This is a genomic window from Bacillus sp. D48C (genome assembly GCF_053345735.1).
In genome coordinates, this window is the sequence record NZ_JBKFAQ010000005.1 from 222439 (window position 1) to 242717 (window position 20279).

The following is a 20279-nucleotide window of genomic DNA, read 5'->3' on the forward strand; positions in this document are numbered from 1 at the left end:
CGGAAGGTTTCTTATTTTTCTTTATTCGCTTTTTTAGACGGTCTTTGTCTAATGAATTGAGATAACATGTACAAAATATATAGTGGAATGGCAATGAATAAGAAAACAGAAAAATTGCCAAATCCTGTTTGATACATTGTAATAATGATTCCAACTAAAAATAGTGTAATAATGATGCTATATCGTGGAATTGGTACATCTTTTAAACTTGGGATACGAATGCGGCTCACCATTAAAAATGCGAACGTTACAAATACGGTAATAAGAACGATTTTTGGAATGGTATGTGAAAATAATGTTAAGAAAGCAACAAGCCCTCCCGCTGCTGTAATCGGTACTCCAGTGAAATATTTCATTGAAGTAGAAGATGGTGTTACATTAAATCGTGCTAAACGATATGCCCCGAAAAGAGGGAATAATCCCGCTATGTATAATCCGATGATTCCGTAGTTTGAGAAAGATGTGTAATACATTAAAACAGCAGGTGCTGCACCAAATGTTACGACATCTGCAAGCGAGTCGAGCTCTTTTCCCATTTGTGAATCAACACGTAATAAACGAGCAACACGACCATCAAGACTATCTAACATCATCCCGATAAGTACTAAAATAGCAGCTGATTTATAATATCCTAAAGATGCATAGCCGATTGATAAAAATCCGCTATATAAATTTCCGAGCGTAAATAAGTTTGGAATAGCTGCTCTATACAAAATCTGATCCCTTGCTTTCTGTAATAAATTCTTAATTAGTGTATGAAAGTTTACTTATTTTATCATACCATAAATTTATTCCTCATACGAAAGAAATTACCAATTTGTGAAAGATTTCATAGAAGGATGAGGAATAAATTAAGTGAAAATAAAAAGAGGAAGCAACTTGTATAAAGTTGCTTCCTTTACTATTCAAATTTCGTTGTCATCGTTCCGGTTTTATATCGATTATTAGGATCGAAACGTAATAAATCTCCATAAATTAATTTATCGGAGAGTTTTAATTCTGTTTTTGCTTTTTCAACATACGGCTGACATAGCGTCATGTCAGCTTCTTCACCCGTACTTCTTTTGTAGCACATATTTTTTGTATAAACATACTCTTCAGAAACAAAGCTACCATCACGCATTACCATAAGCGGGTCTTTTTCTTTAATAAATAAGTCAGTTCCAAATTCAACGGATTTATTTGTTTTAATACCAAGTAAATGAAGGAGCGTTGGTTTAATATCAATTTGACCAGATACTTTAGAAACAACTTTTCCTTCTTGACCAGGCACATGAATAATAAGAGGAACGCGTTGTAATTGCATAGAATCGAATGGTGTAATAGTATCTTTTCCTAGGAACTGTGCCATAGCTGCGTTATGGTTTTCGGAAATACCATAATGATCACCATAAATGACAATAACGGAATTATCATACAGTCCTTCTTCTTTTAATTGTTTAATAAATAATTTAAGAGCTTCATCTGTGTAACGAACAGTTGGGAAGTAGCGGTTTACAACACCACTTTCTGAGTTGAATTCATCAACATATTGGTCTTCCGGATTTAGAAGAAACGGAAAATGATTTGTTAATGTAATAAATTTTGTATAGAACGGTTGCGGTAAAGATTTTAACTTTGGAATAGATTGTTCAAAGAACTCTTTATCTTTTAATCCCCAACCGACAGACATTTGTTCCGTTCCTACGTAATCATTTAAATTAAAGTAACGATCATATCCAAGTGTAGGATACATTACATCCCGATTCCAAAACGTTTTATCGTTTGAATGGAAGACGGCAGAAGAATATCCGTATTTCTTTAATTGTTCTGGTGTAGCTGTGTATTCATTTGTTGCATGAGTAAAGAATACAGAACCACGATCTAGTGGGTAAAGTGAGTTTTCAACGATAAATTCAGCATCAGAAGTTTTACCTTGTCCAGTTTGATGATAGAAGTTATCGAAATAGAAGCTATCCTTAATAAATTCATTTAAAAATGGTGTAATTTCTTTTCCATTTATTTTTTTATTAATAACAAAGCTTTGTGTAGATTCCATTGAAATTAAAATTACATTTTTACCTTTTGCAGCTCCAAATAAGTTTTTATCAACTTGCTTGTCTTTTGAGTCTGTATAGTTCTTAATTTCAGAAAATCCATCGCCACTTGCAAATACACGCTCAGCTGAAGACTTGGATTGAAGTGTAATATCAAATAGATGATATGTGTATAAACCTAAATTTTTCACAACAGTTTGACGGTCAAATGAGCGTGAGAACATTTGTGGTTTATAAATAACTGATACAACAATTTGTAGTGCTAATAAAGCTGTTACACCGCTAAAGAAAGTTCGCTTCTCTGAGCGGGAAAGTGGTGTTTTGTCGCCAAATGATGGGAATTTACGCGAAATAAACATTAAAATAATTGCATCTGCAAATAAAAGTAATGTTTTGTACGTAAAGAGTTCTTTTATACTTGTCCCTAAATCAGCCATATTGTTTGTTTGGAATAAAACCGGGAAAGTAACGAAATCGTTATAGAACCCATAAAACATTGCGTTTCCAAATAAAATAAATGACAGTATAAAACTGATTCCAATTATAATTCGGTTTCGGTGCTTAGATGCAAGTAAAGCTAAGCCGAAAAATAAAAGTAACGCAGCTAGTGGATTAATAAAAAGCATGAATTCTTCAAAGAAATTATCAATTTTAATATCAAATGCTAGCTTGTACACAATATATGTTTTAATCCATAGTAAAACGACTGCAACGAGTGCAAATCGCAGTTTTGGAAACAGATGTTGTAGCATAATATACTCCTCTCCTAAAAAGCATGACAGTTCTTGTGAGTCAGTTTGCTTAACGACTCCTTTTATATATACGAACAGTCCTTTGTTATTATGATTATTATACTATGAGTATCATTATACGAAAATAAAAGGGGGTTGTGGGCTTTTTTATAATAATCGAGTAGAAAAAGATTGGTGGGAGACAATAAAACAGAATTTCTATGTATGATAATTATCGTACGTAGAAAGAATCGCGTGATATACGGAGGTTATAATGCGAAAATTATTATATTTTATAGCATGCAGTAGTGTTATACTTTTTACTTCACCGAGTGTGTCGGTAGCTCAATATGATGCACCTCTTATGGAAGATGCACTTTATTCTGTTTTATTTCCAAAAATAAATAAAGCAATTGAAAAACAATATGGAAGTTTGAAACCTTATCAATGTCCTAAAATTATTAGTTTAAAAAAAGTGTATAGCGGTACATATTTATTTCAAGCAAGTATTGAAGTGACAAAGTATGAACGTGTTGCTGGGAAAATTGCTCCACCATTTGAGAAGGTAACGATTACATTTAATAACGAAGAAGGCGAATGGGAAGTGACAAAGATTTCAGTAAAGCGCTTACCAAACGATACAAAATTAAACTGTAAAAAAACAATATAAAAAATTGTTTGACAAATAAAATGGTCCTTTGGTATTGTTAATAGCAACAATTAGATGTTTGAAAATTAAATAGACTTACCTCATCTACTCTCAAAGGTAGAGGCCGCGATAGGAAAGAGTAAGCTATGGGAGATTTAATGGAATCTGTGATCATAGGTTGAAAGGGACTATTGCCGAAATATAAGAATAACCATCTTATTCATATATTGGGACTACATTGAATAAATGTAGTACTGTCATAAGATTTATTTTATGGAGAGCTATTTGGAGATGTTGATGCGGTTTCTTATTTTGAGGAGATAACAACTCGTTTATTTTTTCAATATATATTTTTCCTAATAAGAAACGCGTGTGAACATTGTTCCGCGCGTTTTTTGTCTATCTAAAAGCGTGCTGCAATGAATAGAAGATTGGGGTTATGAGTTTTAGAGGAAATAAGGGAGGAATTTAAATGTATTTACACGGCACAAGCCGAATTAATGGGCAAGGACACTTAGAAATTGGAGGGTGCGATACGACGCAGCTAGCAAAGCAATACGGAACACCACTTTATGTATACGATGAAGAGTCTATTCGAGGAAAATGCCGAGCGTTTCATCGTGCTTTTAAAGAAAGTGGTTTCTCTTATCAAGTAGCATATGCAAGCAAGGCGTTCTTGTGCATGGAGATGTGCCGAGTAGCTCGTGAAGAGAATATGTCATTAGACGTTGTTTCTGGGGGAGAATTATATACTGCGCTCCAAGCTGGATTTCCAGCATCACGTATTCATTTTCATGGAAATAATAAAACAGAAGAAGAGATAGTGATGGCTCTTCAGGCGAATATTGGTTGTTTTGTCGTAGATAATTTCTTTGAATTAGAAATTTTACACGATTTAGCGATGCAACATGGAAAATTTGTGAACATATTAATTCGTGTAACACCTGGAGTAGAGGCGCACACACATGAATATATTACAACAGGCCAAGATGATTCGAAATTTGGATTTGGCGTTTCAAACGGTCAAGCGATGCAGGCAATTGGATTTGCTTTACAAAAATCAAATTATAATGTGCTAGGGATTCATTCACATATCGGATCGCAAATATTTGAAACAGCTGGTTTTGTTCGAGCAATTGAAGTTCTTCGCCAATTTTTAGAAGAAGTGAGAGAGCAAACAAACTATGTAGTAAAAGTGTTAAATGTAGGCGGGGGATTTGGAATACGCTACACAGAGTCGGATACACCATTAACTCTTGAGACATATGTGCGAGCTGTAACAAGTGCAGTGAGAGAACAATTTACTGTATGTGAATATCCATTGCCAGAAATATGGATTGAACCAGGCCGTAGCATTGTAGGTGATGCTGGGACAACAATTTATACAGTTGGATCTGTGAAAGATATTCCTGGTATTCGGAAATATGTATCAGTCGATGGTGGAATGACAGATAATTTAAGACCTGCTTTATATAGTGCGCGTTATGAAGCAATGTTAGCGAATCGAGGGAATGATGAGAATGAGGAACTCGTTTCGATTGCTGGGAAATGCTGTGAGAGTGGAGATATGTTGATTTGGGATATTCATTTACCAAAAGTCGCTTCTGCTGATTTACTAGCAGTTTCCTGTACAGGAGCCTACGGGTATTCGATGGCGAATAATTACAATCGGATTCGAAGACCAGCCGTGGTCTTTGCAAAAGGCGGAACATCGCAAGTAGTTGTGGAACGCGAAACATATGAAAATATTATTGGGAACGATCGCATACGTATTAAAGAGCTTGTCTAAATAGAAAAGGAGTTGTTCGGATGGGCAATTCCTTTTTTGTAAAATAAAATAATTAAAATATATCGGAAAACTAGGATTGAAAAAAATCAGAATTGTGATAAAATACAAATACAAAGCTTATCAAGAGAAGCGGAGGGAACTGGCCCGAAGAAGCTCGGCAACCTGCTTATAGAAAGCAAGGTGCTAAATCCAGCAAAATGGAATCCATTTTGAAAGATAAGGTAAAATATATTACCGAACAGTCTTTTCGAAATGGGAAAGATTTTTTTTATGAATAAAAAGGGGGGCTGTTCGCGTGAGTGTACGGGAACATTTTGATGAAGTATCCGAGAAGATTGAAGCGATGCTTGCTGATATGAAATATGGTTCAATTACAATTGTTGTGCAAGATGGAAAAGTAATTCAGTTAGAGAAAAGTGAAAAAGTACGTTTAAAGTGAAAAGCGCTGACTAGAAAAACTAGAGGCGGTTTTAACCTATTTTCATTAGGTTAAAACCGTCTTTTTGCTTTTACAGGGGGAAAAAACATGTTGACGTATGAAACGTGGGAAGAAAATGTTGTTTCATTTTCGGAAGAAGATGAAACAAAAGGCGCGTTATCAGTATTAAATTGGGCTTATGAAGAGTATAAAGATGAAATCGTCTATGCATGTAGCTTTGGGGTGGAAGGTATGGTATTGCTGCACCTTATAAACCAAGTAAATCCATCTGCTAAAGTTGTATTTTTAGATACAAATGTTCATTTTCAAGAAACGTATGAATTAATTCAAAGAGTGAGGGAACGATTTCCTTCATTGAATATTATAGAAAAACAGCCAGAACTTACACTTGATGAACAGGCGAAGTTGCATGGTGAAAAACTGTGGGAGAGCAATCCGAATCTTTGTTGTAAGATTAGAAAAATTTTACCTTTAGAAAAATCATTAGTCGTGGAAAAAGCATGGATATCGGGCTTAAGAAGGGAACAATCAGAAACACGTAAGCATACAAAGTTTATAAATCAAGATCATCGTTTTCAATCTATTAAAGTTTGTCCACTCATTCATTGGACGTGGAAAGAAGTTTGGCGATATGTATACAAACATAGCTTGCCGTATAACCCGTTGCATGATGTTGGCTATCCAAGTATTGGGTGTGAGAAATGTACTTTACCTGTAGGGGATGGTGGCGATTCAAGAGATGGTAGATGGGCTGGGAAAATGAAAACCGAATGTGGTCTTCATTATCAATAAGATGAATCTTGAAATAAAGCTAAGAGGGGATATAGAAAATGAGCACAGTAAACGAATTAGTAAACCGTATAGATGAGACATATGAGGTATCACAAATTGAAAAAGAAATTAAATTAGACAATATTGCTTTAAGTGATTTAGAACTATTGGCGACAGGTGGATATAGCCCGCTTACTGGTTTTTTAGGGAAGGAAGATTATGATTCAGTCGTAGAAACGCTTCGTTTAGCAAATGGTAGTGTGTGGAGTATACCGATTACATTACCGGTAACAGAAGAAGTCGCAGAAAGCCTGAAGACTGGAGAGGAAGTAAAGCTTGTCAACAATGGAAATATATATGGTGTTATTCAAATAGAAGATATTTTCGTACCAGATAAAGAAAAAGAAGCGTTACTTGTATATAAAACAACGGATGAGGTTCATCCAGGAGTGAAAAAGTTATATGAACGGCCAAACGTTTACGTTGGAGGAACTATTATTCTAACAAAACGCTTTGAAAATAATCAATTTCCTTCTTATCGTTTAGACCCAATTGAAACGAGAGAAGAATTTAAAAAACGTGGGTGGAAAACAGTAGTCGGATTTCAAACGAGAAACCCGGTACATCGTGCCCATGAGTATATTCAAAAATCTGCTCTTGAAATTGTAGATGGTCTCTTTTTAAATCCACTCGTTGGAGAAACGAAATCGGATGATATTCCTGCTGATGTAAGAATGGAAAGCTATGAAGTACTCCTTCAAAACTATTATCCGAAAAATCGTGTCTTTTTAAGTGTATTTCCTGCTGCAATGCGTTACGCAGGACCAAGGGAAGCTATATTTCATGCGTTAGTAAGAAAGAATTTTGGATGTACACACTTTATTGTAGGGCGTGATCATGCCGGAGTAGGAGATTATTACGGAACATACGAAGCGCAAGAAATCTTCACGAATTTTACGATAGAAGAGTTAGGCATTACACCACTATTCTTTGAACATAGTTTTTACTGCACGAAATGTGAAGCGATGGCTTCAACGAAAACATGTCCGCACGGAAAAGAAGATCATGTTATTTTATCGGGTACGAAAGTAAGAGAATTATTAAGAAACGGTGAGATTCCGCCAAGTACATTTAGTCGTAAAGAAGTAGTAGAAGTGCTAATTAAAGGTTTAAAAAAAGAAGTAGTAACAGAATAGGGAGAGAACGAGATGGATACGAATATTACTTGGCATATAGCTTCGGTTTCAAAAGATGATAGAAGAGTGAAGAATGGACATCACAGTTTTGTAATTTGGTTTACTGGTTTATCAGCTTCGGGTAAATCTACAGTAGCGAATGCGGTCGCTCGTAAACTGTTTGAAAAGAATATTGGAAATTATGTGCTGGATGGGGATAACATTCGCCACGGTTTAAATAAAGACTTAGGATTTTCTGAAAGTGATCGCATGGAAAATATAAGACGTATTGGCGAAGTGGCAAAGTTATTTGTAGATCAAGGAACAGTTGTCCTTACAGCATTTATTTCACCATTTCGAGTAGATCGCAAACAAGTTAGGGATCTATTAGCGGCAGATGAGTTTATAGAAGTGTTTGTAAAATGTCCAATTGAAGAGTGTGAAAAACGTGATCCAAAAGGGTTATACAAAAAAGCGAGACAAGGTGATATTAAAGATTTTACAGGTATTGATTCACCGTATGAGGAACCAGATCGAGCGGAATTAATTGTAGAAACGCACAAGTATTCTATTGAAGAATGTGCAGAACAAATCGTGAAGTACTTACAAGAGCGTAGTTTTGTCCCGTTGTTTGCTGGGAAGTAAAACGCCCACCTCAAAATTCGGCTGGAGCAGGCTGTAAATGCCCGATTGGTGAGGGTTGATTAAAGTTTCACTTTATATAGGGGGATTTAAAAATGAGTTATGAAAAAGTATGGGCTAATAATGAAAAATTAAATCAGACTGAGAAAAATAAATTAGCAAAAGATGGTTTGGAAATTTTTAATGATATTCCTTACTATGCGGAAAATGGATTCGAATCTATTCCGAAAGAAGAGTGGGACGCATTTAAATGGGCAGGATTGTATTTGCAAAGACCGAAAGAAGCTGGCTATTTTATGATGCGTGTAAATATTCCTTCAGGGATTATTACAAATGCGCAGGCGGAAGTGCTTGCTTCTATCGCTGAGGATTATGGACGTGATGTAATAGATATTACGACAAGACAGGCGATTCAGTTTCACTGGTTAGAAATTCAGCAAATGCCAGATATTTTTAAAAGATTAGCAAGAGTTGGGTTATCTTCAGCAGGGGCGTGTGGTGATATAACACGTAATATTACAGGTAATCCACTTGCAGGAATTGATGCGAATGAACTGTTTGATACAACGCATATTGTGAAGGAGGTATATGACTATTTCCAACATAATGAAGAGTTTTCTAACTTACCACGTAAATTTAAAATGTCTATTAGTTCTAACGTTTATAACTCGGCAAACGCAGAGATTAACTGTGTTGCATTTACACCTGCTACGAAAGAAATAGATGGTGAGAAAAAAGTTGGTTTTCATATAAAAGTAGGCGGTGGATTATCAGCCCGTCCATATTTAGCTGATGAATTAGATGTGTTCGTTTTACCAGAAGAAGTGAAGGCGGTAGCAATTGGGATTGCTACTATATTCCGTGATTTTGGATATCGCGAGAAACGTCATTTAGCTCGTTTGAAATTTCTTGTTGCAGACTGGGGAGCAGAGAAATTTAAAGAGAAACTAATAGAGTATACAGGACCATTGCAAAGTAAAGGAGAAAGTGCACTTAAAGGATGGAATGCAGGCTATTTTTATGGTGTTCAAGATCAAAAACAAGATGGATTAAAATATGTCGGTTTTAATGTGCCGGTAGGTCGTTTACATGCAAAAGAAATGTTTGAGATTGCAAGAATTGCAAAGCAGTATGGAAATGGACAAATTCGTACGTGTAACTCACAAAACTTCATCATTCCGAATGTTCCACCAGAAAATGTAACGGGTTTATTAAGTGAACCGTTGTTTGAAGCGATATCTGCAAGTCCGAAATCATTTATTGGTCATGCGGTTTCATGTACTGGTATTGAATATTGCAATCTTGCTCTAGTAGAAACGAAAGAAAGATTACGGAAAATTGCAGAATACTTAGATACAGAAATTGCACTTGATGTTCCAGTTCGAATTCATATGGTAGGATGCCCAAATTCATGTGGTCAACGTCAAATTGCTGACATCGGATTACAAGGGGTAAAAATGAAAACGAAGGAAAAAGGGATTGTTGAAGCATTTGAAATATATGTAGGTGGAACGTTGTTAGATGGCGGTGCCTATAATCAAAAGTTAAAAGGGAAAATAGATGGCGAGGATTTACCGGATGTACTCGCATCATTTATAAGTTATTTTAAAGAGAATAAGTTACCTGCCGAAACATTTTATGATTTTGTCGGACGTATCGGTGTAGATACATTGCAAATAGCTTTAAATAACGTGTTAGAAGAAGTAATAGCGTCTTAGGAGGGGCAATATGGAATTATATCGATTTGAAGCTGTATTAGCGAATAATATCGTTCCGATTGTTGTTGTTGCTCAAAGTGAAGAGCAGGCATTTAAGCTTGCGGAGATTGAGCTTGAAAAGCATTTTTTACCGTTGCCAGAAGTAAAGGAAATCTCCTTATTTGAAAAAAAGAAGATTCGAAAAGGTGCGGCATTTGTTATTCATGAGTAGAGATCAGTAATACGAAAAAATAAAAACTTCCATTCTTATATACGAATGGAAGTTTCATTTTAATAGAAGAAATGAGGAGAGATGATGGGGAAGGTGTATATAGTTGGAGCGGGTCCTGGCGATCCGGATTTAATTACTGTTAAAGGATTGAAATGTATTGAGAAGGCAGATGTTATTTTATATGACCGTCTCGTGAATAAAGAATTGCTTTCATATGCAAAGCCTGAAGCGGATTTAATTTATTGCGGGAAACTCCCGAATTATCACACGATGAAGCAAGAGACAATTAACACATTTCTTATTAAATATGCGAAAAAAGGAAAAGTTGTAACGAGGCTTAAGGGCGGTGATCCATTTGTATTTGGTAGAGGAGGAGAAGAAGCGGAAGCATTAGCAAAGCAAGGTGTACCATTTGAAATCGTCCCAGGCATTTCGTCTGGAATAGCTGTACCTGCTTATGCTGGTATTCCAGTGACGCACCGTGATGCAAGTGCAAGTTTTGCTATTGTGACTGGGCATAGGAAAGAAGGTGCTAAAGAAGAAGTGAAATGGGAAAATTTAGCGAAAGGTGTAGAGACGTTAGCTGTATATATGGGGGTTAGTAATTTACCCTACATATGCGAACAACTGATGAAGCATGGAAAAGATAAAAGTACGCCAGTTGCTATTATTGAGCAGGGGACGACGTCTATGCAGCGCACAGTTGTTGGAACGTTAGGGACAATTGTAGATGTTGCGAAAAAAGAGCAAATTCAAAATCCGAGCATGATTGTAATTGGAGAAGTTGTCCGTTTTAGAGAAAAAATCCATTGGTTTGAGAAGCAAACGGAAAATGCTTATCAAGTAAGTGGAGTGTTGTAAAATGAAAGCCGTCTTATATATATGTCATGGAAGTCGTTTGAGGGCAGCGAAAGAAGAGGCAATTCAATTTATTACGACATGTATGAGCCGTATAGAAGCGGCTATTCAAGAAGTTTGTTTTTTAGAGCTGGCGAATCCTTCTATTGAAGAAGGATTTCGTACATGTGCGAAGCGTGGTGCGACAGAGATTATTGCTATTCCTGTTTTCTTATTAGCAGCAGGCCATGTGAAGAATGATATTCCTTTTGAATTAGAAAAGTTAAATAATCAATACCCTAATATTAAGGTGACGTATGGTAATCCGTTTGGTGTATCAGAGACGCTTATAAAGTCGGTATATAACGGAAGTGGTATTAAAGAATATAAAGATGAAGTAACACTTTTACTCGTTGCAAGGGGTAGTAGCGATCCTGAAACTTTACAAGATATAAATCGGATCGCTACTTTATTTCAAGCAGAAGAAAAAATTGCTAAAGTAGAAGTTTGTTTTTTAGCAGCTGCGGAGCCGAAATTTGAGAAGAAATTAAAGGAAGTTGTAGAACGAAAAGAAAAGAACATCGTTGTACTGCCCTACTTGTTATTTACAGGTTTACTTATGAAACATATTGAGAAAGAAGTGCGCCAATATGAATTGGAAGAGATAAAAATCAGTCCATATTTAGGGAAGAATGAAGCGTTTCAAGATATGTTAATTCAGAAAACGACGGAGTTATTGAAGGGAGATCAGTATGTATCCACTTACAGTGCGAGTTAATGAGAAACGTGTTGTTGTTATTGGTGGGGGAAAAGTTGCAGGATTTAAAATTATTCCTTTACTCAAACAAGGTGCAGATATAGTTGTAATCAGTCCAGAATTAGATGCGAATTTAGTAAAACTTGTGGAAGAAAAGAAAATTCGTTGGTATCAAAGAGAATATGAAAAAAGTGATATTAAAAGTGCTTTTTTAGTTGTTGCAGCGAGTAGTGATTCAATATTAAATGAACAAGTTGCTGAAGATGCCGCGGAGAATCAATTAGTAAATGTTATTACAAATCCGGAAAGTGGTAATGTTCATTTTCCGGCAGCGATTCATCGTGGTTTGCTTAATATAGCAGTTTCTACTGGGGGAGCGAGCCCGAAGCTCGCAAAAAAAATTCGAGATGAGATTGCAAATAAATATGATGAGACATATGAATCGTATTTAGATTTTTTATATGAAGTAAGGGTGAAGTTAAAAGATTTACAGTTAGAAAAGAGGGAACGAAATATATTGCTCCAGGAAGTGTTGAAATCAGTATATATGCAAAACGAGGGGAAAAGAGAAAGTTTTTTGCGAGAATTAGAGGAAAAGGTTTTAAAATAATAAAAGATAAAGTGCGCTTTACAAATATAAAAATATAATTTATAATCACAAGTAACTTCAATAGATGAAATCGATGAGCAAGAAGAGTACGTATATTTGATGCGTTCAGAGAGCTGGGGTTAGGTGGGAGCCCGGTACGATAAATTATACAGAATGGGCTTGCGAGAGGTATGTTGAACATTGTAGTAGGCAACCCGGGTTCCGCCGTTAAAAGGATAGAGTATCGGAATTATTCCTGTACTTGAACAAGTGGGATTTATCAATCCAATTGAGGTGGTACCACGGTATTTACATTACATATATCGTCCTCTACATGCATATTTGCGTGTAGAGGACTTTTTTATTTTCTAAAGGAGGTGTGCGAGTATGAAATGAAAGTGTATAATTAACAAAAGTTTAAATATTCAGAAAAGGAGAATTTATGATGAAAGAAACACAGCAATGGACGTCGAAAATAGGCTTTGTACTCGCAGCAGCCGGAGCCGCAGTAGGTCTTGGTGCGATATGGAAATTTCCATATGTTGCAGGTAATGGCGGGGGAGGAGCATTCTTCCTTGTATTTTTACTATTAACTTTATTTATAGGTATGCCTCTTCTAATAGCGGAGTTTGTTATTGGACGTAGCACGCAAAAAGAGGCGGTTACAGCTTATAAAGTATTAGTGCCAAATAGCAAATTATATCCTTGGATTGGTCGTATGGGAGTTGTTACTTGTTTTAGTGTACTATCTTTTTATAGTGTTGTAGGTGGATGGATTTTACTTTATTTATATTATAGTGTGACAGGCAGTTTCTGGAATGGAGTAGCTGATTATGGACAATTGTTTGGTGAAACGATTTCAAATCCGTTAAGTGCGATTGGAGCACAATTTATCTTTATGCTTTGTACAATTTTTGTCGTAAGTAAAGGTGTAGAGAAAGGTATAGAAAAGGCAAGTAAGTACATGATGCCGCTATTATTTATTTTATTTATAGCGATTATTGTTCGTGCGTTAACACTCGATGGTGCTTTTGCTGGAGTAGAGTTCTTCTTAAAGCCAGATTTTTCAAAGCTTACAGCAGATACGATTTTATATGCGATGGGACAATCTTTCTTCTCGCTAACTGTAGGTGCCTCGGTAATGGTAACGTATAGTTCGTATTTAAAGAAAGAAGAACATTTAGCGAAATCAGCAACATCTATTGTAAGTTTAACTGTTTTTGTTACAGTACTTGCAGGATTAGCAATTTTCCCAGCGATTTTCGCATTAGGAGTTAAACCGACTGAAGGACCGGGATTACTGTTTATCGTCCTTCCAGCAGTATTTGCAAAAATACCATTTGGTCAATTTTTCTTTATTATGTTTTTAATTTTATTCTTCTTTGCGACTTTAACATCAGCAATTTCAATGCTTGAAATTGTAGTAGCATCTGTTGCGAAAGGTAATGAGAAGAAGCGTCCGTCAGCATCATTATTAATTGGTATTCTTATTTTTGCAGTCGGTATTCCATCAGCGTTATCATTTGGAATAATGAGTGACGTGAAAATATTCGGGAAAACATTTTTTGATTTAGTCGACTTTTCAGTAAGTAACGTATTGCTGCCGTTAGGAGTACTAGCTATTTCATTATTTGTACCAAATAAAATGAGTAAAGAATTGTTGATGAAAGAATTAGAAGTGACGGAAACGAAAGGGAAAACGTTATTTAACATTTGGTTCTTCTTACTTCGTTATGTCATTCCGGTAACTGTAATAATTGTATTTTTAAATGCGATAGGTATATTTAAAATGTTTGCATAAAAAAGACGGGGATCTACCGTCTTTTTTATGTTGATGAATGTAATAGCCGATTATACGCTTTATAGGCTGTGGTGACTGCGAGGAATGAACCGATTAAAAATAAAACTGAGCCGCCAAATGTAAATATCCGGCCGATATATGTCGTTCTAGCTTCTTCTATTTTTTGTTGTAATTGCGTATTCATATGGATCACCTCGTAAACTATAGGCATTTAGTTATAGTTTATGTAGAATGCCTATATTGTGTGAAGTGTAAATAAAAAACCTCGGTAGGCACCGAGGTTTTTTATAATCCGATATAAGGAGATGGGTCAACTGCGTTTGTCTTGCCGACATTCCATTCTCCAAGATGAAGTTCGAAGTGTAAATGTTGTCCGTATGATTGGCCCGTATTCCCCATAAATCCAAGCTGATCGCCTTGTTTTACAGTTTGTCCATTCGATACGGAACGGCTATTCATATGAGCATATACTGTCGTATATGTTTTTCCGTTTATACGGTGAGATAAGTACACTACGTTTCCGTAACTAGATGATAATTCTGAGCGAATAACAACGCCATCTGCAGCAGCGATAATTGGAACCGTTCCCGAAGCAGCGATGTCAATTCCTTTATGGTTATCTAAAGAACGTACACCGAATCCGGATGTTTTTGATCCAGCTGCTGGTTTGATAAAGCCACCGATATTTGTATCATGTGGTGTTGGAGCTGCTTGAGTTGCTTGAGCAGATTTAGTAGCTTGTTGTTTGCGAGCCTCTTCTGCCTGGCGAGCTTCTTCCGCTTTACGAGCTTCTTCGGCACGTTTTTCTTCTTCAATTGCTTTTTGAACAGCTTGACGTTGATTTTCTAAAATACCTTTGGATTCTTCTAATCCTTCAATCTCTGAATCTACTTTTGCTACTTTCGTATGTAGATCGTTAATAAGAGTTTGTTGCTGTTGTTGGTTATTTTGTAATTCTTGCTGTTTTTGTTCTAGTTTTTGCTCAGATTCTTTCAGTTGTTGTTCTTTTTTCTCAACAGCTTCTTTTTCTGTAGTTACAGCATTTTGATCAGATGTTTGTTTTTTTACAATATCTGTATCGTTGTTTAATATTAAACTTACGGAGTACATATTATCAACAAGATCAGCAATGTTTGTAGAGTTTGTTAATACTTCTGTAATGATATTTGTACGCGGTTTTTCTTGCATAGATTGTAATCGTTGTTTAATAACTTCCTGACGTGTATCTATGTTTGTTTGTAATTGTTCTATATGTTTCTTTTTGTCAGTAATTACTTGTTGTGTTTTGCTAATTTCTTTTTTTGTATCGTTTAATTCAGCCTCGTTTTTATTAATAGAAGTAGTTAATTCATCGATTTTCTTCTGTAATTCTTGAATTTCTTTTTCTATTTGTTCTTTCTCGACTGATTTATTTTGTAAGTCACTTTGTTTGCCTTCTAATTCAGATTGAATGTTAGTTAATTTATCTTGATTCGTTTCAGCGTATACGGGTGAAAGTAACGGGGAAGCAAAAATCGTTCCTGCTGCTAAAACACTAAACGCTGCAAATTTCTTTTTCATTGTTGTCTGACTCCTTTCCCTATGAATGTTATATATCATAAGAAGAAGGGTGTCTATCGTTGTAATCATAATGTAAAGAAAACTTTATAAAATTGCTAAGTTTTGTCGGAATTTATCATTTTTCAACTTTAATTGTCATAGTACTTACATTTTATTTATATGTGTAACAAAGGTAAATTTTTGATTTATTTGTAAAATGCAGGAGGGAAGTAAGAGTTTTTATGGGGTGAAATATTACTTAGAAAGCCAATGAAATACTAGTAAGGAATCGTTCTCATGTGAGGTTTTCTGACATGAGTTTATTTTTTGTCAAGAAAATTATTTGTGTTCGAGCAAAGTTATTTTGTTGTCAGATTTTAAATTTTGATTTATGATTTTTAACAGGGACAAAATGTAGTGAATTGTCGAATAATATGTAATACTCTTAATTTCTTAGTTTTATAGAGATAGAATGAGAGATAGAGTGACACATCGAAGAGGGGGTTACAACAAATATGAAAAGAATAGGACTTGCATGGCAAATATTAATAGGACTTGCACTTGGTATTGCAGTTGGGGCGATTTTCTTTGGCAATCCGGCTGTAGTGAGTTATTTACAACCAATTGGTGATATTTTCATCCGATTAATTAAAATGATCGTTGTACCGATTGTTGTAGCAAGTATTGTTGTTGGGGTTGCTGGTGTTGGCGATGTTAAAAAACTAGGTCGACTAGGCGGAAAAACAATTATTTACTTTGAAATTATTACAACAATTGCAATTATTGTTGGTCTATTAATAGCGAATATTTTCCAACCAGGAAAAGGCGTGAATATGGAGCAGTTAACAAAGACAGATATTTCAAAATATACACATACAACAGAGCAAGTACAAAGTCATTCATTTGCAGATACATTTGTAAATATTGTTCCAACGAACATTATGAAGTCATTAGCTGACGGAGATATGCTTGCTATTATATTCTTCTCTGTACTATTTGGTTTAGGTGTAGCAGCAATTGGTGAAAGAGGAAGACCAGTTCTTCAATTTTTCCAAGGTGTAGCTGACGCAATGTTTTATGTAACAAACCAAGTTATGAAATTTGCACCATTTGGTGTGTTTGCACTAATTGGTGTTACAGTTTCTACATTTGGTCTTGCTTCATTAATTCCATTAGGGAAATTACTAATTGTCGTATATGGAGCAATGATCTTCTTCGTCGTAGTTGTCTTAGGACTTACAGCGAAAATATTTGGAATTAACATTTTCCAATTCTTTAAGATTTTAAAAGACGAGCTGATCTTAGCGTATTCTACAGCAAGCTCAGAAACAGTTTTACCGAAAATCATGGAGAAAATGGAGAAATTCGGTTGTCCGAAAGCAATTACATCTTTCGTTATTCCGACAGGTTATTCATTTAACTTAGATGGATCAACTTTATATCAAGCAATTGCGGCGATTTTCTTGGCGCAAATGTACGGTATTGATTTATCTATTACACAACAAATTACATTATTACTTGTATTAATGGTTACCTCAAAAGGTATCGCAGGTGTACCGGGCGTATCATTCGTTGTATTATTAGCGACACTTGGTACAGTAGGTATTCCACCTGAAGGTTTAGCGTTCATTGCTGGTATTGACCGTATTTTAGATATGGCTCGTACAGCAGTTAACGTTGTAGGAAACTCTTTAGCAGCTGTAGTTATGTCTAAGTGGGAAGGTCAATATGACGCTGAAAAAGGACAAGCTTATTTAAAAGAGATTTCTGAAAAGGGTCAAGCTGCTTAATTATAATATGAACAAGCTCTCACATAATATGTGGGAGCTTTTCTGTATATAGAAGAGGAGCAGACATAATGAAACGTAAATATGGTGACGGTGCTTCGTGGAAGAGACTAATAGAAAAGAGTTATACGGTTAAGCAAGTGGAAGAGGGAATGCTCGGAATACTGGATATAAAAAAAGTGAGAGAGCCTAGTTGTAAAGAATATGATGGTAAAGAAATTTGTATTGCAAGTGATGGGTATACGTGGGTTCAATATTTCATTAATGGAAAGAACTTTGCGATTACAGCTATGTTAGATGATAGGCACAATTTAGTGCAATATTATATTGATGTGACGAAAGAATATGAAATAGACGATCGTGGTTTACCGTATTTTGATGATTTATATTTAGATGTAGTATTATTACCCAGCGGTAAGGTGTATATATTAGATGAAGAAGAGCTAGAGGATGCTTATAAAAGTGGCGATGTCACGAAGGAAGAGTATGAGTTAGCTTGGTACACTACGAAATGGATATTAGCAGCAATAAAAAATAGTGAATTTTATTGGATTTCAATATTGGAAGAAGAAATCGAAAAGTTAAAATGATTGTTGTATTCAAATTTTTGTATAATTACCAAAAAAATCTATACAAAAAATAATTGACTTTTGTTTTGTAAGCGAGTAAAGTTAGGGAAGAAATTATTATTAAAAAATAAATATGAAACCTTCTTATAAAGAGAGGCGGAGGGACTGGCCCTACGATGCCTCGGCAGCGGACTCGATTTCAGAGTGCTGTGCCAAATCCAGCAAGCGTGTGCTTGAAAGATGAGAAGAGTGTTTCTTATAGATGTATAAGACCTCTTCTCATCGGAAGAGGTCTTTTGTTATTCATTAGAAAAAGGTTGAAACTAGGGAGAGATGGTACTTTGAAAGAAACGAGAGGAAATGGTTTAGCTTTATTACCACTTGGGATATTTTTGGCGCTATTTATTGGTTCTGGAATTATTACAGGTGATTTCTATAAATTGCCGATACTTGTAGCGATTTCAATTGCTGTAGGAGTTGCTTTAGTGATGAATCGTAAAGAAAGTTTTAATGTGAAAGTAGAGCGGTTCGCTAAAGGTGCAGGAAATCCAGATATTATGATTATGGTATTAATTTTTGTGCTTGCTGGTGCATTTTCTGAAACTGCTAAAGGAATGGGCGGGGTAGATTCAACTGTTAATTTAGCGTTAACTATTTTACCGCCAGGATTTATCGTAGCTGGAATCTTTGTTATTGGTGCATTTATTTCATTAGCTATGGGGACTTCAATGGGAACAATTGCAGCGTTAGCACCAATTGCTGTAGGTATTAGTGGTCAAACTGATATCTCAATTGCGCTTACGATGGCTACTGTTGTTGGCGGAGCGATGTTTGGTGATAATTTATCATTTATTTCAGATACAACAATCGCAGCTGTTCGTTCACAAGGAACAGAAATGAAAGATAAGTTTAAAACGAACTTTTTAATTGTATTACCAGCGGCTATTATTACAATTGTACTATTAGTAATAGTTACTTCAGGAAGTGATACGCAGGTTAAAGCGCATAGCTTTGATTGGATAAAGATTTTACCGTACGCAGGAGTACTTATTACAGCTCTACTTGGCTGGAATGTACTTATCGTATTAACTGGTGGAACTGTACTATCTGGTGTTATCGGTCTTATAGATGGAAGTTACACGTTAGAAAGTTTCTTTAAAAGTGTAACGACTGGAATGGGCGGTATGATGGAGTTAGTATTACTTGCTATATTAATTGGCGGTATGGTTGAATTAATCCAATATAATGGTGGTATTCAATATTTAATGAATGTATTAACACGTAATATTCGTTCGAAAAAAGGAGCGGAATTTGGTATTGCTGGTTTAGTGAGTATGACGAATATGTGTACAGCAAATAATACGATTTCGATTATTTTTACAGGCCCGCTTGCAAAAAATATTGCGGATCAATATGAAATAGATCCTCGTAAATCAGCGAGTGTATTAGATCTTTTCTCATGTTGTGTGCAAGGGTTGATCCCGTACGGTGCCCAAATGTTAACGGCAGCAGGATTTGCAGCGTTATCTCCGGTTGAATTGTTACCATATGCATTTTATCCAATTTTAGTTGGAGTATGTGGGATTGTTTCTATTTTAATTGGGTTTCCAAGGTTTTCGAAAGTAGCTGAGAAAAAAAAGTATCATAAAACAGCTTAATCTAATATGAACGTTAGTAATTAAAAAACGTGCAGAGAATAGACTCTGCACGTTTTTTTGCGTAAAGGGCTGAATATGACTCGGTCTTAAGTCTGAGTTAAAAACGGTTCTTAAGCTCGTTATGGAAAGATGAAAAAATAGTTAAGATAAGAGTATCAAATCGAAGGGAGGCAAGCACAAGATGAAACAATTTCTAGCGTTTATCGCAGCCGGTATTTTGGCTTTAATTGCTCTTGGTAGTCTTGCTGGTATTGTAGGATTCGCAATCGGAGCAGGAGTTGTATATTGGAGCTATAAATCATTTGTGCGAGCTAAATCATTTTTTGGAAAGTTAGCTTGGGGTATTGTTGGTTTAATCGGTTTATCCATTGCACTTTCTCATTCACCAGCATTAATCGGTATCGCTGCTTTAGTGGTTTTATACTACGGATACCGTGAGTGGAAAAAAGAAAAAGATGTAGTTGTTGAATCTGCTCCAGAAAGTTCTAAACCATATAGCAACTTTGAAGATGAGTGGAACAAATTAATGAAAAACTAAAACAATAAATCAAATTATAATTAAAGTAGAAGAGAGGAAGATT

The 20279-nt window shown here is 35.5% G+C and carries 20 protein-coding genes, 3 riboswitches and 1 other annotated feature; of the genes, 16 read left to right on the forward strand and 4 right to left on the reverse strand.

Features of this window, described 5'->3' with window-relative positions; all coding sequences use genetic code 11:
- Window positions 1-11 precede the first annotated feature (11 nt).
- Together pssA and ACLBXA_RS15325 are read right to left on the reverse strand one after the other, a co-directional pair.
- The gene (pssA, locus tag ACLBXA_RS15320; RefSeq protein WP_000285417.1) at window positions 12-713 is read right to left on the reverse strand and encodes a CDP-diacylglycerol--serine O-phosphatidyltransferase; all 702 of its coding nucleotides are present in this window, start codon (window positions 711-713) and stop codon (window positions 12-14) included.
- A 188-nt stretch (window positions 714-901) separates the two neighbouring features.
- Window positions 902-2788 (reverse strand): LTA synthase family protein, encoded by a 1887-nt coding sequence (locus ACLBXA_RS15325; protein WP_000939085.1) that lies wholly within the window; start codon window positions 2786-2788, stop codon window positions 902-904.
- Window positions 2789-3041: 253 nt separating this feature from the next.
- Here ACLBXA_RS15325 and ACLBXA_RS15330 point away from each other — a divergent pair, with 253 nt between their 5' ends.
- The 12 genes from ACLBXA_RS15330 to ACLBXA_RS15385 all read left to right on the forward strand — a co-directional run bounded on the left by ACLBXA_RS15330 (window position 3042) and on the right by ACLBXA_RS15385 (window position 14145).
- Entirely contained in the window at window positions 3042-3437 is a 396-nt protein-coding gene (locus tag ACLBXA_RS15330) for a DUF3888 domain-containing protein (RefSeq protein ID WP_001228823.1), read from the forward strand.
- Window positions 3438-3526: 89 nt separating this feature from the next.
- A riboswitch (Lysine riboswitch) is annotated at window positions 3527-3708 on the forward strand.
- A 180-nt stretch (window positions 3709-3888) separates the two neighbouring features.
- Window positions 3889-5205 (forward strand): diaminopimelate decarboxylase, encoded by a 1317-nt coding sequence (gene lysA, locus ACLBXA_RS15335; protein ID WP_000280641.1) that lies wholly within the window; start codon window positions 3889-3891, stop codon window positions 5203-5205.
- Window positions 5206-5319: 114 nt separating this feature from the next.
- Window positions 5320-5428, forward strand: a riboswitch (SAM riboswitch).
- 72 nt (window positions 5429-5500) lie between these two features.
- Window positions 5501-5644 (forward strand): YezD family protein, encoded by a 144-nt coding sequence (locus tag ACLBXA_RS15340; protein WP_000116158.1) that lies wholly within the window; start codon window positions 5501-5503, stop codon window positions 5642-5644.
- An 87-nt stretch (window positions 5645-5731) separates the two neighbouring features.
- Complete coding sequence (locus tag ACLBXA_RS15345; RefSeq protein ID WP_000959017.1) at window positions 5732-6436, forward strand: phosphoadenylyl-sulfate reductase; 705 nt, start codon at window positions 5732-5734, stop codon at window positions 6434-6436.
- 38 nt (window positions 6437-6474) lie between these two features.
- Window positions 6475-7611: a sulfate adenylyltransferase gene (gene sat, locus ACLBXA_RS15350; RefSeq protein ID WP_000108784.1), complete on the forward strand. Its 1137-nt coding sequence runs from the start codon at window positions 6475-6477 to the stop codon at window positions 7609-7611.
- A gap of 12 nt (window positions 7612-7623) precedes the next feature.
- Window positions 7624-8235, forward strand: coding sequence for an adenylyl-sulfate kinase (gene cysC, locus ACLBXA_RS15355; protein WP_000380490.1), 612 nt, complete (start codon window positions 7624-7626; stop codon window positions 8233-8235).
- Window positions 8236-8327: 92 nt separating this feature from the next.
- Entirely contained in the window at window positions 8328-9950 is a 1623-nt protein-coding gene (locus tag ACLBXA_RS15360; RefSeq protein ID WP_000119600.1) for a nitrite/sulfite reductase, read from the forward strand.
- A gap of 10 nt (window positions 9951-9960) precedes the next feature.
- Window positions 9961-10161, forward strand: a complete 201-nt coding sequence (locus ACLBXA_RS15365; RefSeq protein ID WP_000424929.1) for a DUF3906 family protein — start codon at window positions 9961-9963, stop codon at window positions 10159-10161.
- 84 nt (window positions 10162-10245) lie between these two features.
- Window positions 10246-11022 carry a uroporphyrinogen-III C-methyltransferase gene (gene cobA / locus ACLBXA_RS15370; RefSeq protein ID WP_000521280.1) on the forward strand — a complete coding sequence of 259 codons (777 nt, stop codon included), beginning with the start codon at window positions 10246-10248 and terminating at the stop codon, window positions 11020-11022.
- 1 nt (window position 11023) lies between these two features.
- Window positions 11024-11776, forward strand: a complete 753-nt coding sequence (locus ACLBXA_RS15375; protein ID WP_447617307.1) for a sirohydrochlorin chelatase — start codon at window positions 11024-11026, stop codon at window positions 11774-11776.
- Window positions 11751-12365 (forward strand): NAD(P)-binding protein, encoded by a 615-nt coding sequence (locus ACLBXA_RS15380; protein WP_000283361.1) that lies wholly within the window; start codon window positions 11751-11753, stop codon window positions 12363-12365. The genes ACLBXA_RS15375 and ACLBXA_RS15380 overlap by 26 nt, the downstream gene beginning before the upstream one ends.
- Window positions 12366-12429: 64 nt before the next feature.
- Window positions 12430-12678, forward strand: a binding site (T-box leader).
- 111 nt (window positions 12679-12789) lie between these two features.
- Window positions 12790-14145, forward strand: coding sequence for a sodium-dependent transporter (locus tag ACLBXA_RS15385; protein WP_000665434.1), 1356 nt, complete (start codon window positions 12790-12792; stop codon window positions 14143-14145).
- Between the two features lie 25 nt (window positions 14146-14170).
- On the opposite strand, the gene ACLBXA_RS15390 is transcribed toward ACLBXA_RS15385, so the two are convergent.
- Complete coding sequence (locus ACLBXA_RS15390) at window positions 14171-14329, reverse strand: hypothetical protein (RefSeq protein ID WP_001096007.1); 159 nt, start codon at window positions 14327-14329, stop codon at window positions 14171-14173.
- 101 nt (window positions 14330-14430) lie between these two features.
- Window positions 14431-15705 carry a murein hydrolase activator EnvC family protein gene (locus ACLBXA_RS15395; RefSeq protein ID WP_000726091.1) on the reverse strand — a complete coding sequence of 425 codons (1275 nt, stop codon included), beginning with the start codon at window positions 15703-15705 and terminating at the stop codon, window positions 14431-14433.
- Between the two features lie 494 nt (window positions 15706-16199).
- Between ACLBXA_RS15395 and gltP the strand changes: the two genes are divergently transcribed.
- The 4 genes from gltP (at window position 16200) to ACLBXA_RS15415 (ending at window position 20236) form a co-directional block, all read left to right on the forward strand.
- A complete protein-coding gene (gltP, locus tag ACLBXA_RS15400) occupies window positions 16200-17474 on the forward strand; it encodes a glutamate/aspartate:proton symporter GltP (RefSeq protein ID WP_000821134.1) in 1275 nt (424 codons plus the stop codon).
- 68 nt (window positions 17475-17542) lie between these two features.
- Window positions 17543-18061, forward strand: coding sequence for a DUF402 domain-containing protein (locus ACLBXA_RS15405; protein WP_000824630.1), 519 nt, complete (start codon window positions 17543-17545; stop codon window positions 18059-18061).
- Window positions 18062-18181: 120 nt separating this feature from the next.
- Window positions 18182-18287: riboswitch (SAM riboswitch) on the forward strand.
- A 94-nt stretch (window positions 18288-18381) separates the two neighbouring features.
- Window positions 18382-19698 carry a Na+/H+ antiporter NhaC family protein gene (locus ACLBXA_RS15410; RefSeq protein ID WP_000665498.1) on the forward strand — a complete coding sequence of 439 codons (1317 nt, stop codon included), beginning with the start codon at window positions 18382-18384 and terminating at the stop codon, window positions 19696-19698.
- Between the two features lie 181 nt (window positions 19699-19879).
- Entirely contained in the window at window positions 19880-20236 is a 357-nt protein-coding gene (locus ACLBXA_RS15415) for a lmo0954 family membrane protein (protein ID WP_000808640.1), read from the forward strand.
- The last annotated feature ends 43 nt before the right edge of the window (window positions 20237-20279 follow it).

What these genes read in the sequence shown, in the direction of transcription:
- ACLBXA_RS15325 (WP_000939085.1), bottom strand. Translation starts at nt 2,788, where the DNA reads ATGCTACAACATCTGTTTCCAAAACTGCGATTTGCACTCGTTGCAGTC.
- ACLBXA_RS15330 (WP_001228823.1), top strand. Translation starts at nt 3,042, where the DNA reads ATGCGAAAATTATTATATTTTATAGCATGCAGTAGTGTTATACTTTTT.
- lysA (WP_000280641.1), top strand. Translation starts at nt 3,889, where the DNA reads ATGTATTTACACGGCACAAGCCGAATTAATGGGCAAGGACACTTAGAA.
- ACLBXA_RS15345 (WP_000959017.1), top strand. Translation starts at nt 5,732, where the DNA reads ATGTTGACGTATGAAACGTGGGAAGAAAATGTTGTTTCATTTTCGGAA.
- sat (WP_000108784.1), top strand. Translation starts at nt 6,475, where the DNA reads ATGAGCACAGTAAACGAATTAGTAAACCGTATAGATGAGACATATGAG.
- cysC (WP_000380490.1), top strand. Translation starts at nt 7,624, where the DNA reads ATGGATACGAATATTACTTGGCATATAGCTTCGGTTTCAAAAGATGAT.
- ACLBXA_RS15360 (WP_000119600.1), top strand. Translation starts at nt 8,328, where the DNA reads ATGAGTTATGAAAAAGTATGGGCTAATAATGAAAAATTAAATCAGACT.
- ACLBXA_RS15365 (WP_000424929.1), top strand. Translation starts at nt 9,961, where the DNA reads ATGGAATTATATCGATTTGAAGCTGTATTAGCGAATAATATCGTTCCG.
- cobA (WP_000521280.1), top strand. Translation starts at nt 10,246, where the DNA reads ATGGGGAAGGTGTATATAGTTGGAGCGGGTCCTGGCGATCCGGATTTA.
- ACLBXA_RS15375 (WP_447617307.1), top strand. Translation starts at nt 11,024, where the DNA reads ATGAAAGCCGTCTTATATATATGTCATGGAAGTCGTTTGAGGGCAGCG.
- ACLBXA_RS15380 (WP_000283361.1), top strand. Translation starts at nt 11,751, where the DNA reads ATGTATCCACTTACAGTGCGAGTTAATGAGAAACGTGTTGTTGTTATT.
- ACLBXA_RS15385 (WP_000665434.1), top strand. Translation starts at nt 12,790, where the DNA reads ATGAAAGAAACACAGCAATGGACGTCGAAAATAGGCTTTGTACTCGCA.
- ACLBXA_RS15390 (WP_001096007.1), bottom strand. Translation starts at nt 14,329, where the DNA reads ATGAATACGCAATTACAACAAAAAATAGAAGAAGCTAGAACGACATAT.
- ACLBXA_RS15395 (WP_000726091.1), bottom strand. Translation starts at nt 15,705, where the DNA reads ATGAAAAAGAAATTTGCAGCGTTTAGTGTTTTAGCAGCAGGAACGATT.
- gltP (WP_000821134.1), top strand. Translation starts at nt 16,200, where the DNA reads ATGAAAAGAATAGGACTTGCATGGCAAATATTAATAGGACTTGCACTT.
- ACLBXA_RS15405 (WP_000824630.1), top strand. Translation starts at nt 17,543, where the DNA reads ATGAAACGTAAATATGGTGACGGTGCTTCGTGGAAGAGACTAATAGAA.
- ACLBXA_RS15415 (WP_000808640.1), top strand. Translation starts at nt 19,880, where the DNA reads ATGAAACAATTTCTAGCGTTTATCGCAGCCGGTATTTTGGCTTTAATT.